At 70.2% G+C, this 13,307-nt stretch carries 12 protein-coding genes, 1 tRNA gene and 1 pseudogene; 4 read left to right on the top strand and 10 right to left on the bottom strand.

Annotated elements, in window-relative coordinates; all coding sequences use genetic code 11:
* Positions 1–49: 49 nt before the first annotated feature.
* From M3Q35_RS42775 to M3Q35_RS42755, 5 genes are all read right to left on the bottom strand, one after another.
* Positions 50–511 carry a PadR family transcriptional regulator gene (locus M3Q35_RS42775; RefSeq protein WP_273938297.1) on the bottom strand — a complete coding sequence of 154 codons (462 nt, stop codon included), beginning with the start codon at positions 509–511 and terminating at the stop codon, positions 50–52.
* Between the two features lie 81 nt (positions 512–592).
* The gene (locus M3Q35_RS42770) at positions 593–1,507 is read right to left on the bottom strand and encodes an ABC transporter substrate-binding protein (protein WP_273938296.1); all 915 of its coding nucleotides are present in this window, start codon (positions 1,505–1,507) and stop codon (positions 593–595) included.
* Between the two features lie 10 nt (positions 1,508–1,517).
* Complete coding sequence (locus tag M3Q35_RS42765; protein ID WP_273938295.1) at positions 1,518–2,270, bottom strand: amino acid ABC transporter ATP-binding protein; 753 nt, start codon at positions 2,268–2,270, stop codon at positions 1,518–1,520.
* Positions 2,267–3,145: an amino acid ABC transporter permease gene (locus M3Q35_RS42760; RefSeq protein ID WP_273938294.1), complete on the bottom strand. Its 879-nt coding sequence runs from the start codon at positions 3,143–3,145 to the stop codon at positions 2,267–2,269. Before M3Q35_RS42760 ends, M3Q35_RS42765 begins: the two co-directional genes overlap by 4 nt.
* A 49-nt stretch (positions 3,146–3,194) precedes the next feature.
* Complete coding sequence (locus M3Q35_RS42755) at positions 3,195–4,883, bottom strand: AMP-binding protein (protein WP_273938293.1); 1,689 nt, start codon at positions 4,881–4,883, stop codon at positions 3,195–3,197.
* Positions 4,884–4,937: 54 nt separating this feature from the next.
* Between M3Q35_RS42755 and M3Q35_RS42750 the strand changes: the two genes are divergently transcribed.
* Positions 4,938–5,741, top strand: coding sequence for a helix-turn-helix transcriptional regulator (locus M3Q35_RS42750; protein WP_273938292.1), 804 nt, complete (start codon positions 4,938–4,940; stop codon positions 5,739–5,741).
* A 10-nt stretch (positions 5,742–5,751) separates the two neighbouring features.
* Complete coding sequence (locus M3Q35_RS42745) at positions 5,752–6,513, top strand: LamB/YcsF family protein (RefSeq protein ID WP_273938291.1); 762 nt, start codon at positions 5,752–5,754, stop codon at positions 6,511–6,513.
* Here the strand turns inward: M3Q35_RS42745 and M3Q35_RS42740 are convergent.
* Positions 6,510–7,469, bottom strand: a complete 960-nt coding sequence (locus tag M3Q35_RS42740; RefSeq protein ID WP_273938290.1) for a hypothetical protein — start codon at positions 7,467–7,469, stop codon at positions 6,510–6,512. The two genes, M3Q35_RS42745 and M3Q35_RS42740, sit on opposite strands and share 4 nt — an antisense overlap.
* Positions 7,470–7,690: 221 nt before the next feature.
* Here M3Q35_RS42740 and M3Q35_RS42735 point away from each other — a divergent pair, with 221 nt between their 5' ends.
* The gene (locus M3Q35_RS42735) at positions 7,691–8,332 is read left to right on the top strand and encodes a (2Fe-2S)-binding protein (RefSeq protein ID WP_273938289.1); all 642 of its coding nucleotides are present in this window, start codon (positions 7,691–7,693) and stop codon (positions 8,330–8,332) included.
* On the opposite strand, the gene M3Q35_RS42730 is transcribed toward M3Q35_RS42735, so the two are convergent.
* The 3 genes from M3Q35_RS42730 to M3Q35_RS42720 all read right to left on the bottom strand — a co-directional run bounded on the left by M3Q35_RS42730 (position 8,329) and on the right by M3Q35_RS42720 (position 12,266).
* Positions 8,329–9,135 carry an SAM-dependent methyltransferase gene (locus tag M3Q35_RS42730; RefSeq protein WP_273938288.1) on the bottom strand — a complete coding sequence of 269 codons (807 nt, stop codon included), beginning with the start codon at positions 9,133–9,135 and terminating at the stop codon, positions 8,329–8,331. The genes M3Q35_RS42735 and M3Q35_RS42730 overlap by 4 nt on opposite strands.
* 20 nt (positions 9,136–9,155) lie before the next feature.
* A complete protein-coding gene (locus M3Q35_RS42725) occupies positions 9,156–11,270 on the bottom strand; it encodes a putative bifunctional diguanylate cyclase/phosphodiesterase (protein ID WP_273938287.1) in 2,115 nt (704 codons plus the stop codon).
* 120 nt (positions 11,271–11,390) lie between these two features.
* The gene (locus tag M3Q35_RS42720; protein ID WP_379794567.1) at positions 11,391–12,266 is read right to left on the bottom strand and encodes a spermidine synthase; all 876 of its coding nucleotides are present in this window, start codon (positions 12,264–12,266) and stop codon (positions 11,391–11,393) included.
* A 189-nt stretch (positions 12,267–12,455) separates the two neighbouring features.
* Between M3Q35_RS42720 and M3Q35_RS42715 the strand changes: the two genes are divergently transcribed.
* Positions 12,456–12,528: transfer RNA gene (locus tag M3Q35_RS42715), tRNA-Lys, on the top strand.
* Between the two features lie 266 nt (positions 12,529–12,794).
* On the opposite strand, the pseudogene M3Q35_RS42710 reads toward M3Q35_RS42715, so the two are convergent.
* Positions 12,795–13,289, bottom strand: a pseudogene (locus M3Q35_RS42710) (tyrosine-type recombinase/integrase); the annotation flags it as partial.
* Positions 13,290–13,307 lie beyond the last annotated feature (18 nt).

The following is a 13,307-nucleotide window of genomic DNA, read 5'->3' as shown; positions in this document are numbered from 1 at the left end:
GCGATCATCACCACACCGCGAACCCAACGGCCGGGATCACCCGCTCGGGCTAGGCCACGCGGGCCCGCAGCCAGGCCAGTTCCGCCGCGCGGCCGGCCGCCAGCACCTCAAGCCGGCACTGTTGGTACGGGTCGGTCGCCGCCGGCAGCGCCCTGGCCTCCAGCACCTCCAGCCGACGCCGCAGGAGTTCGGCCGGGTCGGGCAGCACGGTGAGGAAGGCCAGCGCCGTCAGCCAGGTCGGGTCGTCGGCCACGTCGACGAGGGCCAGCCGGCGAGTCAGCTCGACCTGGCCGGCCGATGTAAGGGTCAGCACCTGTCTGGGCGCGGCCACCCGGCCCGGACGGGCCTGCCGGCTGAGCAGCCCGGCCGCGGTGAGCCGTTTGATCGCCGGGTAGAGCGTGCCGTCGGCGACCGGCCGGCCGTGGCCGGTGATCTCCGGAATCCGCAGGCGGAGCTCGTATCCGTGCGCCGGACCGGCGGCGAGCAGCCCCAGGATCACCAACTCCACCATGCAGGCATTAAAGCGGGCGAAGCGGCGGTGGCGGGAGAGGCGAAGGGGTGGCCTTCAGCGGGCTGAAAGCCGGGTGGCCGGTCAGGTCCTGGGCAGGCCGGGCGGGTTGATCACCGACTTGGGCACGGCCTCGTTGCCGAGGCCCCAGCGGTCGAGGACCTTGCGGTAGCTGCCGTCGGCGATGATCTGGTTCAAGGCGTCGTTGAGGGCCTGGACCAAGCCGTTGCCCTTCTTGGTGGTGGCGGCGATCTCGCCCTGCAGGGTGGGGCCGGCGCCGGAGATGGTGCCGACGATCTCGGTCTGCCCGGACGACTTCACGTGGTAGGCGGCGGTGGGGTTGGGCCCGAGGTAGGCGTCGATACGACCGGACTGCAGCGCCAGGTAGTAGTCGGTGGAGTTCTGGAAGTACTTGACGTCAACGGGTTTGAGACCCTTGGCGACGTTCTGGGCGTTCCAGTCGAGCAGCAGCTTCTCCTGGTTGGTGCCGGAGGAGACGGCGATGGTCCTGCCGGCGACGTCGGGCGCGCCGGAGACCTTCCAGTTGCTGCCCTTGCGCGCCTCGAAGGAGACGTTGTCCAGGCGGTAGGTGGCGAAGTCGTACTTCTCCTTGCGCGCCTCGGTGACGGTGATGTTGGTGAAACCGGCGTCGTACTTGCCGGAATCGAGGCCGACGAACACGTTCTCCCACGAGGCGACGTTGGTCTGGGTCTTGAGCCCCAACACGTCGGCGACCAGTGCGGCGATGTCCACCTCGACGCCGATCGGCGTCTTGTTGTCGTTGTCGTAGAACGACAATGGCGGCACGGTACCGACGCTGGTGATCACCTGGAGGGTGCCGCGGTCGCGGATCGCCTGCGGCACTTCGGCGGCGATGCGATCGACCTTGGCACTGGTGATGCGGGGCTGCTGCTGGCTGACGTCGCTCGACCCCGCCGCGGCGCCGCAGGCGGTCAACGTCGCCGCCGCCACGAGCAGCGCAACTACCTTGGTGTACAACGCTTTCCTCCTACAATACCTTGGAAAGGAACGATCTGGTGCGCTCATGGGACGGGTGGTCCAGCACCTCGGCCGGCGGACCCTGTTCCAGCACAACGCCGTCGTCCATGAACACGACGGTGTCGGCGACCTCGCGGGCGAAGCCGATCTCGTGCGTGACGACGATCATCGTGGTGCCGCTGCGGGCCAAGTCCTTCATCACGTCCAGCACCTCGCCGACGAGCTCTGGGTCCAATGCCGACGTCGGCTCGTCGAACAGGACCACCTTGGGGTCCAGGGCAAGCGCGCGGGCGATGGCCACCCGCTGCTGCTGCCCGCCGGAGAGCTGGCGCGGGTACGAGGAAGCCTTCTCCGCAAGTCCCACCCGGTCGAGCAGCGCCAACGCCTTGGCCCGGGCCGACTCCCGGCTCAACCGGCCGGTCGCGACGGGCGCCTCGGCGATGTTGTCGACCACCGTGAGATGCGGGAACAGGTTGAAGTTCTGGAACACGAAGCCGATGGCGCTGCGCTGCTTGAGCACATCGCGTTCCTTGAGCTCGTGCAGCTTGTCGCCGCGCCGGCGGTAGCCGATCAGCTCGCCGTCCACCCGGATCTGCCCGCGGTCGACCTTCTCCAGGTGGTTCACGCTGCGCAGCAGCGTGGACTTGCCGGAGCCGGACGGCCCGAGCACCACGGCGACCTCGCCCGCGCCGACGTGCAGGCTGACGCCCTTGAGCACCTCGTGCTGGCCGAAACTCTTGTGCACGTCCCGAATCTCGATCATCGCGATCCCCTGGCGTAGCGGCGTTCCACGTAGTGCTGGACGAGTGAGAGCACGGACGTCAGCACCACGTACCAGACGGTGGCGACCATCAGCAGCGCCACCACCCGCGCGTTGCGCCCGTAGATCACCTGGACCTGGTAGAACAGCTCGTTGATCGCCACCACCGACACGATCGACGTGCCCTTGAGCAGCCCGATCACCTCGTTGGCGGCGTTGGGCAGGATCGAGCGCATCGCTTGCGGCAACACGATTCGCCGGAACTGCCGAGCACGGGGAATGCCCAGCGCGGCAGCGGCTTGCAGTTGACCCGAATCGACGGCCAGCACGCCGGAGCGGATGATCTCGGCCGAGTAGGCGGCCTGGTGCAGCGTCAACCCGATCACGGCCGCGCCCAGCGGGGAGAACAGGTCCTGGGTCGGCACGGTGAACAACACCGGCCCGAACGGAATCCCGAAACCCAGCTTGGGATACAGGTAGGAGACGTTGAACCAGAAGATGATCTGCACGATCAGCGGGATCGAGCGGAACGCCCACACGTAGCCCCACGCCACCGTGCGCAGGAACCGGCTGTGCGACAAGCGCATCAGGGCCAGCACCGCGCCGACGGCGAAGCCGAGCACGGTGGCGTACAGGGTGAGCTGGAGGGTCACGCCCAGTGCGGTGACAACGGCGCCGCTGGCGAAGAAGGCGGCGAAGGTCGGCCAGTCCCAACCGGGGTTGGTGGCCAGGCCGTGCACGAACTGCGCGAGCAGCACGAGCACGACGGCGATGCCCGCCCACCGCAACGGGTAGCGGGCGGGCACCACGCGAAGGTCGGCGGTGTCGTCGGACGCCGACGCGGTGGGGCGCGGAACGGACAGGGTCACGCGGCCCATCCGAACAGCGCACCCATTGATGCGTCAACGAGTCCTAGAGAGTGAGAACTCAGCCCTGACGAAGTGCGGGGAAGTCCTCCTCACGGTGTTCACTATGTGGACGCTCGGGGCCGCTGTGCTTGTCCTGCTCGGCCACGCGCAGCTCGACCCGGCGGATCTTGCCGGAGATCGTCTTGGGCAGCTCGGCGAACTCAAGCCGGCGGATCCGCTTGTACGGCGCGAGATGCTCACGGGAGTGCGCGAAGATCGCCTCGGCGGTGGCCGCATCGGCGGCCCAACCTGCGGCAAGCACGATGTACGCCTTGGGAACGGCCAGCCGCAGCGGGTCCGGCGACGGCACCACCGCGGCCTCCGCGACGGCGTCGTGCTCCAGCAGCACACTCTCCAGCTCGAACGGTGAGATCCGGTAGTCCGAGGCCTTGAACACGTCGTCGGCGCGGCCGACGTAGGTCAGGTAGCCGTCCACATCGCGGGAACCGACGTCCCCGGTGTGGTAGTACCCGTCCCGCATCGCCTCGGCGTTGCGCTCGTCGTCGCCGTGGTAGCCCACCATCAATCCCAACGGCCGCCGCGTCAGGTCGATGCAGATCTCGCCCTCGTCGCCGAGCTCGCCGGTCGCCGGGTCGACCAGCACGACCGGGTACCCGGGCACCGGGCGGCCCATCGCGCCCGGCTTGATCGGCTGTCCTGGCGTGTTGGCCACCATCACGGTCGTCTCGGTCTGCCCGAAGCCGTCGCGAACCGTGACGCCCCAGGCTTTGCGCACCTGCTCGATGACCTCGGGGTTGAGTGGCTCGCCCGCGCCGACGACCTTGCGCGGCGGCGCGGTCAGCGCCGTGAGGTCGGCCTGGATCAGCATCCGCCACACCGTCGGCGGGGCGCAGAAGCTCGTCACGCCGCAGCGCTGCATCTCGGCCATCAGCCGGGCCGGGTCGAATCGGCTGTAGTTGTAGATGAACACCGTCGCCTCGGCGTTCCACGGCGCGAACACGTTGCTCCACGCGTGTTTCGCCCAGCCCGGCGAGGAGATGTTCAGGTGCACGTCGCCCGGTTCGAGTCCGATCCAGTACATGGTGGACAGATGCCCGACCGGGTACGAGGCGTGGGTGTGCTCGACCAGCTTCGGCTTGGCCGTGGTGCCGGACGTGAAGTACAGCAGCAGGGTGTCGTCCGCCCTGGTCACGCCGTCGGGCTCGAACTGTACCGAGCCGTTCAGTGAATCCGCGTAGTCCAGCCAGCCGTCGGCCGGCGACCCGACCGAGATCCTGGTGTAGTCGCCGGGCACGTCCGCGTAGCTGCCGGGCAGCCCGGTGATCACGTGCTTGGCCTGCCCGCGTTCGACCCGATCCCGCAGGTCAGCCGCGCCGAGCAGGGTGCTGGCCGGGATCAGCACAGCGCCCAGCTTCATCGCCGCGAGGATCGTCTCCCACAGCTCGACCTGGTTGCCGAGCATGAGGATGATCCGGTCGCCGCGTCGCACGCCGTGTCCGCGCAACCAACTCGCCACCTGGTTCGACCGCCGCGACATCTCGGCGAACGAGACCCGCTGCTCGCTGCCGTCCTGCTCGACGATCCACAGCGCCGGACGCTCGTTGCCGGCGGCGATGACGTCGAACCAGTCCAGCGCCCAGTTGAACTCGCCCAGCTCTGGCCAGCGGAAACGGTCCCTGACGACGGCGTAGTCTTCGCGGTGGGCGAGCAGCAGGTCGCGGGCCGCCCGGAATGCGGTATCGGTCACGCAGGCGATGGTGGTGGGCGACGACGAGGTGCGCCACCCCGGAAAGGGGGACCGATGCGGGACGACGGGGCGGAAGTCCGCCACGCGCTGGCCACGATGCGCACCACCACCGGGCTCCCGGTCGCCTTCGGCGGCCTGGCCGGGCCGAGCGGCGTGAAGCTTTCTGAACTCCTCGGTACAAGTACCAACTCGCTGGCCAACCTGGTCGTGATCCGCGGCAACGGCCTCGGCGGCAAGGCGCTCGCCCTGGCCAAGCCGCTGGCTGTGACCGACTACTCGCACGCCGCCGGCATCAGCCACCAGTACGACCAGCCGGTCACGGCCGAGGGGCTGCGGTCCATCGTGGCCGTGCCGGTCGTGGTCAACCGCGTGGTGCGGGCCGTGTTGTACGGGGCGCTGCGGCAGGCGCTGCCCCTGGGCGACCGGGTCCTCACTGCCGCCCGTGAGGTCGCGCGGGACCTGGAACAGGGCCTGGCGGTACGGGATGCGCAACGCAGCCGGATCGAGGACGTGAAGGCCCCGCGCGGCTGGGAGGAAGTCCGGGCCGCGCACGCGGAGCTCCGACAGCTGGCCGCCGAAGTAACGGATGAGGCGTTACGGCAGCGGGTGCACGACGTCTGTGCCCGCCTGGCCGCGTCGTGGGCGCCGCCGGACGGCCCGACGCCGTCGGTGTCGGCCCGGGAGCTGGACGTGTTGGCCGGGATTGCGCTGGGACAGACCAACGCCGAGGTGGCGCTGCGGCTGGGGGTGCGGCCGGAGACCGTCAAGGGCTATCTGCGCAGCGCGATGCGCAAGCTGGACGTGCATTCGCGACTGGCCGCGGTGGTGGCCGCCCGGCGGCACGGGCTGCTGCCCTAGGTTGGTGGCCATGACGGTCATCGACTTGAACAGCGATCTCGGCGAGGGCTTCGGGGCCTGGCAGCTCGGCGACGACGACGCCCTGCTCGACGTCGTGACCAGCGCGAACGTCGCCTGCGGCTTCCACGCCGGCGACCCGACGGTGCTGCGCCGGGTGACCGAGCGGGCAGCCGAGCGCGGCGTCTCGATCGGGGCCCAGGTCGGGTACCGGGACCTGCCCGGCTTCGGCCGCCGGTTCATCGACGTCGACCCGGCGGAGCTGGTCAACGACGTGATCTACCAGATCGCCGCGCTGGACGGCTTCGCCCGCATCGCCGGCACGCGCGTGCGGTACGTGAAGCCGCATGGCGCGCTGTACAACGCGATCGTGACGAATGCGGCGCAGGCGGCGGCCGTGGTGGACGCCGTGCGCCGGTACGACCCGACGCTGCCGGTACTCGGCCTGCCGGGCTCGGAATCCTTGCGCCAGGCCGAATCCGCCGGGCTGACGCCGGTACGCGAGGCGTTCGCCGACCGGGCGTACACCCCCACTGGCGAGCTGGTCTCACGACGGCTGCCCGGCGCAGTTCTGCATGACGTCGAGGAAATCGTCGCTCGCTGCGTGCGTATGGCCGTGGAGGGCACCGTCACCGCGGTCGACGGCACGACGGTTTCCGTTACGCCGCAGTCATTGTGCGTGCACGGCGACACCCCCGGCGCGGTGGAGATCGCCCGCCGCGTCCGTGCCGGCCTACTCGAGGCCGGCCTGACCCTGGCCCCCTTCGCGGTCTAGCCGGGCACCCGGCGCAGTAGGGTGGCGGCCTCGTCGGCCTGGCCGGCGGCCAGCAGCAGGTCGACGGCCTCCACCGACAGATCCGGCACCGTAGGCGTGGACCAGGCGGCGGCGGTCAGCAGCTCGGCGGCCTCGCGGACGTGGCCGCAGCCGAACTCCGCGACGGCCAGGTTGCGCAGCGCCCACGGCGACACGGCCAGCTCGATGGACCGCTGCCACGCGGCGATGGCCGCCTCGTTCTCCCTGGCCTGCCACCGGGCGACACCGAGATGGTAGGCGGTGAGCCAGTTCTCCGGCGCGGTCTCCAGCATCGCCCGCCACGGGCCGGACACCAGACTGCGGCCGGGCGGCAGCTCGGGATCGGTGGCGGCCATGTTGCCGCGCAACAACTCCAGCCACGGCCGCTGTTCCGGACCGAGTGCGGTGAAGGGGCTGCCGGGCAGCCGGACACCGAGCCGGGTCAGCTCGAGCGCGCCCCACCCGGAGCCGACGGAGATCAGGTCGCCGGGCGTCTGCTCGTCCCACTCGGTGTGCCCGCGCGGATCCCGGATCTTGGTGTCGACCCGCAGCGCCTCGCCGTCGGACAGCACGAAGTCGATCTGGTACGGCAGATCGCGCGCGGTGTCCCACTCCCACACCCGCAGCGTGTCCTCGCCGACCGGCGCGGCGAACACCGGGCCACCGCTGGCCGGCCGGAAGGCCGACACGGAGAACGGCACCGGCCGGTGTTCCAGCCTGTGCCACAACGAGTGCAGCCGACCGCCGCGTCCGATGAGGACGGTCGCGATCAACCGGTCGTTCTCCAGCACCACGGCCGGCACCGGACGCGGGTCCCGTGGCCGGGCCGTCCGCCGCGGCCACGGCACCGCTCCGATCGCACCAAGAGCCGACACCGGGCCATCGGGGCCGCACTCGGCCACCGGCAGCACCACCTCGGCTTGACGCAGCTGGGTCACCACTCACTCCCCGACTCGCCTGCGCGAATGCTCCCGAGCGACCGGACCGCTGTCAACCTGAGCAGCGCCGTAGGCCGCGCTGGCCGCGCATTTCGCCGCCGGGACCACCCGCCCGGGTGATGCCGGACGGGCTCGTCCTGTCGGTTGGCGGACAAGCACATCGGTGACCGTGCACTACGATTGCCGGTGGACGGGCGGCCGACGACGGACAGGCGTTTCACATGACCGAACAGATCCTGTCCGGGACGGCGCTGACCGATCCGGCGGTGATGTCCCGGTTCGTGGCCGACTGCCGGCGGCGATGGTCGACAACCGATGATCGTGTCGCCGGGACTCTGTGGTGGTACAGCACGAGCAGCGTGCTGCTGACCGAGTTGCTGACCCGGCTGGCCGAGATCGATCTCGCTGCGGACCCGTCGCTCGACCGGCTGCGGGTGCACGTCGGCGAGGACGGCCGGGTCGTGAACGCCTATCCCGGCGGCCTGCTGGCCGACGTCGCCGAGCTGCCGGCGGCGCTGCGGGCCGCGGTGAGTCCCGTGCTGGTCACGCTGTCCGAGGTCTCGGGCGTGCGGCTGCCGCCGTTGTGGGCCATCACCACCGACGCCGTGGCCAACACGCTGCTCCGGGTGTGGCGGGAGCAGGGCGCCCCGGATCGTGGCGTGGCGCAGGCGTCATGGCTGGTGGCGGAGATGGGATCGCCGCTGCCGCCCGCTCGTTTCGTGGAGATCGAGGGAAAACCGTTGGTGCGACGGGTTTCCTGCTGCCTCATCGACCGCGCCGGGTTCGCCGCGTGCGCCAGCTGCCCACACCAGGACCCGGAGGTCCGGTATGAGCGGATGCTGGCGGCTTCGCGGCTTCTCTAAGGCTTGCGGGCCACGCCGGCGTAGATGCCGGAGTGCTCCGGGTCGTCGCCCTGGTCGGCGGCGGACTCGGGACGCCAGTTGGCGGTGAACACCACGCCCGGCTCGACCAGGTCGAGGCCGTCGAACATGGCGGTGACCTGAGCGTGCGTGCGGGGGTGGATGGGCTCGGCGCTGTGTGAGAACACGCCGACCGCCTTGGCCATGCCCTCCTCCATGTTGTCCGGCGTGAAGTGGGACAGCGCCAGATAGCTGCCGGACGGGAGGGCGTCGCGGTAGCGGGCGATCACGCCGGCCGGATCGTCGGCGTCGGCGATGAACTGGAGCACGCCGACCATGAGCAGCCCGATGGGCTGGTCGAAGTCGAGCATCCGCCGGGTCTCCGGGTCGTTGAGCACCCGTTCCGGCTCACGCAGGTCGGACTGGACCATCACGGCCTGCGGGTCGCCGCGCAGGATGAGCTGGCTGTGCGCCACGGCCACCGGCTCGTAGTCCACGTACACCACACGGCAGGACGGGTCGGCCTCGTGGGCGATCTCGTGCACGTTGCCCACGGTCGGGATGCCGGACCCGATGTCAAGGAACTGGCGGATGCCGTTGTCGATGAGGAACAGCACGGCCCGCCGCAGGAACGAGCGGTTCAGCCGCGCCATCTCCCGCACCGGCACGACCTGGGCCAGCTGGTCGCCGATCACGCGGTCGCGCTCGAAGTTGTGCGCCCCGCCCAGGACGTAGTCGTAGATCCGGGCCGAGCTGGGAACGTCGATGTCGACCTCGGCCGGCACCCAGTCCACCGCTCCTGACATGGCTCCTCGCTTCCTTGCTCCTACCGGGGAATTCTGATCCGGTCCGCGCTCACCGACGGCGACAGCGGCTCGCCCTGCCCGGCGTCCACGCCGACGGCGCGCAGCCGGCGCAGGTGGTTCTCGTGCCGGATACCGCCGACGGCCACCGGCAGGCCGAGACTGTGGGCGAAGTCGACGAGGCTGCGCACCACCGGCTCGGTGATGTCGGCGGTGCGCTCGTCGGCCAGCGAGTCGCCGAGCCGGGCATCGAGCACGACGGCGCGCAGCGTGAACTCCCCGCGCAGCAACAGTTCGGCCTGCTCGGTGCCATAGTCCAAAAGGGACGATGCGATGCCCATCTCGGCCAGTACCAGGATGTTGTCGATGATCTCGTCGTTCTGCGCGGGCGTGCCGAGGGCCACTCCGAGGCGCAGCTGCTCGGCCGGCAGCTCGACGGCGTCCAGCTCGCGGCGGACCACCCCGACCAGGTCGGGGTCGCGGGCCTGGCCGGCCGACAGGTCGACGACCACGGACGGCGCGCCGGCGCCGTGCTCCCGCCACCACAGCGCGGCCTGCTGACAGGCCTTGCGGATGCACCACCGGCCGACCGGCAGCACGACGCCGGTCTCCTCGGCCAGCGCCAGCACGTCCCGGTGCACCTGCGGCTGCTGCGCCGGCGGCCGCCAGGCCAGCCGGGCGGTGATGCCGATCATCGTCTCGTCGGAGAACCGCAGCAGCGGCTGGTAGACCACGTCCAGCTGCTCGGCCTGCAACGCGCCGGGAATGGTTGCGGCCAAACGGAATCGGGATCGGTCGGCGGCGTCCTGCCTGGCGTCGAACAGATCCCACTGGCCGGCGCCGCGGCGTTTGGCCCGGTGCAACGTCATGTCGGCGGCCCGCAGCAGCTCGGCCGGGTCGGTGCCGGGGTCGACCCGGTCGACGATGCCCATGCAGGTCGAGACGGCGATGCCGTCGCCGCCGATGAACATCGGGTTGGCCAGCGCGTCCAGCACCAGCGCCGCGTATTCACCCACTCCGGGCGTGCTTTCCTTGCCCTCCAACAGAACCGCGAACTCGTCGCCGCCGAGCCGGGCGACCATCGCCGTCTCGCCGGCGAACACGCTCTCCAGCCGCTGCCCGACGGCCCGCAGCAGCTGGTCGCCGACGTGCTGCCCGAGGCCGTCGTTGACCACGGTGAACCGGTCGAGTCCGAAGTGGAACAACGTGATCCGGCTACCGGCCGGGGAACGGCCCAGCGTGCTCTCCAGAGTGGACACGAAGTACTGCCGGTTCGGCAGGCCGGTCACCATGTCGTGCAGCGACTGGTGGCCGAGCCGGTCGCCGAGCAGGTGCAGCTCGGTGACGTCCTCGACCATCGTGACCAGATAGGCCGGCTGGTCGTGGTCGTCCCGCAGCAGCGACACCGCGAGATAGGCCCACACGGACTCGCCGTCGGCGTGCACCAGCTGGCAGCGTTCGCGAAAATTGGGGCGGCGGCCGGCCAGCAGGTCGGCGATGCTCTCCGCGAGCCAGCCGGCGGCGTCGGGGTGGGCCAGCTCCTGCACGCTCATGCCGGCCAGATCCGGTGGCCCGTAACCGAGAATCTCGGTCAGCGCGGCGTTGGTCTGGGCGAACTTGCCGCTGGGCTCGCTGATCGCGATGCCGACCGCGGACGAGGAGAAGATCGCGCGCAGCCGGGCGTCGCTGTCGGCCAGGCTGCGCTCGGTGTCCCGCTTGGCCTTGATCAGGGAGCGCTTCAGCGCCTCCTGGCTGATGTAGGTCCGTTCCCGCAGCGCGTCGGCGTAGCCCGCGGCCAGCACGCTCAGCACCGTCAACACGCGTTCCGGCAGGTCGGGCGGCGGGTCCGGCAGCGCCAGCAGGCCGCGGCCGAGCACGGCCAGGCTGGTGGCCAGCGTGGCCTTGCCCGAGATGGCCCGGTTGACCAGGGCGGTGCCGATCTCCGTGATCTGCGCGGTGTCCGGCGAGTCCGCGCACACGGCGTCCACCAGCGTGCCGGTCATCCGAGCCAGCAGGCGCACGATCTTGGCGTGCGACATCGGGATGAAGACCGTCTTCGCGATCTCCGCCGCCCACGTGCGCGCCAGGTCGGTCCGCCAGCTGTCGTCGACGGGACCTCGCTGCGGGTGATCGTTCACGCCGGTCGGCTCGCTCCTTTGGTCGGGGATCGGCTCACAAGCGTCCGAGCGGACGTACCCTGGCAGTGTCTACTCGGTCTGGGTGGTGGAAACGCTCCCCCGAACGTGTGAAAGTGTCGGTCAGCTCCGGCCCAGCGCGTCCGGTGGCGGCTGCGGTGGGATGACCGGTTCATCGTCGGACAGGGCTTTCGCGTTGCGCGCGAACTCCTGACCTGCGACGCAGCGGGCCGGGAAGGCCGATCCGGCGGTGCGCCGGGTCAGCTCGGCGGTCGGCAGCTCCGCGCCCGAGGCGGCGGCCACGATGTTGCCGAACCGGCGGCCGCGGAACACTCCCGGCTCGGCCATCACCAGCACGTGCTCGAACACCTCGCCCAGCGTGGCCACGAACCGCCGGGCGAAGGGCAGGGCGCCCCCGTCGGCCAGGTTCGCCACGTACGTGCCCTGCGGGCGCAGCACTCGGCGCACTTCGCGGGTGTATTCCCGCGTGGCCAGCGGGCCCGGCATCAGCGCGCTTTCGAACGCGTCGACGATCACCAGGTCGGCCGTGTCGTCCCGTCTCGTCGCGGTCTCCCGGCGGCCGTCGCCGACACGGACCTTCAGCTGCGGCACCGATCTCAGGTCCAGGCGCTCGCGGACCAGGTCGACCAGCGGGCCGTCCGCCTCGATCACCAGCTGGCGGGAGCCCTTCCTGGTCGCCGCCACATATCGCGGGATCGTGCACGCCCCGCCGCCGATGTGCAGCACGTCAAGCGGCATTCCCGCCGGGTGCGCCAGATCCACCACGTCACCGATGCGGCGCACGTAGTCGAACTCCAGGTGCGTAGGGTCGGCCAGATCCACATAGGACTGCGCGACGCCGTTCACCGACAGCAGCCAGCCGCTGTCCCGATCCGGGTCCTTCGCCAGTTCCGCCTCGCCGAAACGGACCGCCGTGCGCGTGGGTTCCGCCCCCGACCGCCGATTCGGGCGGCCTCTCGGCGACCTTCCGTGACCCACCGCCACTCCTCCCCCGGACCGAGGCGTCAACCTTAGTCCAGTGACGCGGATCACCTCCGCCCGACCAGCCTCCATCCCGGCCCTGACCTGCACAGACCGCCCCCGACCAGCCGATTGGAAAACGCCGCGACGGCTGTGCTAATCTTTCTCCCGTCAGCGAGGGAAACCCTCACGGGAAACCTTCGTCGAGCGGCGCTAGCTCAACTGGCAGAGCAGCTGACTCTTAATCAGCGGGTTCGGGGTTCGAGTCCCTGGCGCCGCACTTCCTTCACCCAGGTCGATATCCACATCGACCTGGGTGTTTTTGTATTCGACCACGTCTCCTCCATTGTCCATTATGGACTCCTGCTGGCCCGAGGGGAGCCCGAGCGTCAAACCGTCATGGTCTGGCACGACGCGGTACTCCATCGGCTTGCGCGGCACCATCCGCGCTGTCGCCTCCGCCGCCGCCCGCGCCACATCCGGCAGCACCGATGTGTACATGTCCGCCGTCACAGTGATCGACGAATGCCGCAGCATGGCCTGCACCACCTTGATGTCCACCCCGGCGGCGAGGGCCAAGGTCGCCGCGCCATGCCGAAGGTCGTGCAATCGGATCGGCGGCAACCCGGCCTCCACGCACAGCTCCTTGAACAGGTCGGTGACCTGAGCCGGGTGCAGCGGCCGCCCGTCGAGTTCGGTGAACGCCAGCCCTATGTTCTGCCAGCCTTCGCCGGCCGCCCGACGCTCGGCCCGCTGCAGCACATGATGCTCGACCAACACCACCACGGTGCCTGTATCCAGCGCGATGACCGCGACGCTGTCCTCCGTCTTCGGCGTCGACAACTCTGTCTCCCAGCCGAGCTGGAGCAGCTGCCACCGGATGGCCAACTCCTGCGCCTTCTCGTCGAAGTCCTCCCAGTGCATCGCGCACGCCTCACCACGACGCAAACCCGCGAACGCGATGAGGTGGAACAACGCGTACAACCGGTGCCCCAGCACACAGTCGAGGAAGATGCCGGTCTGGACCGGCGTCCAAACCATCACCCGCCCCGGGACCTT

The organism is Kutzneria chonburiensis, from assembly GCF_028622115.1.
Taxonomy (GTDB): Bacteria; Actinomycetota; Actinomycetes; order Mycobacteriales; family Pseudonocardiaceae; genus Kutzneria; species Kutzneria chonburiensis.
The sequence above is the reverse complement of the archived record's forward strand: the minus strand, read 5'-3'. Positions and strand labels throughout refer to the sequence as shown.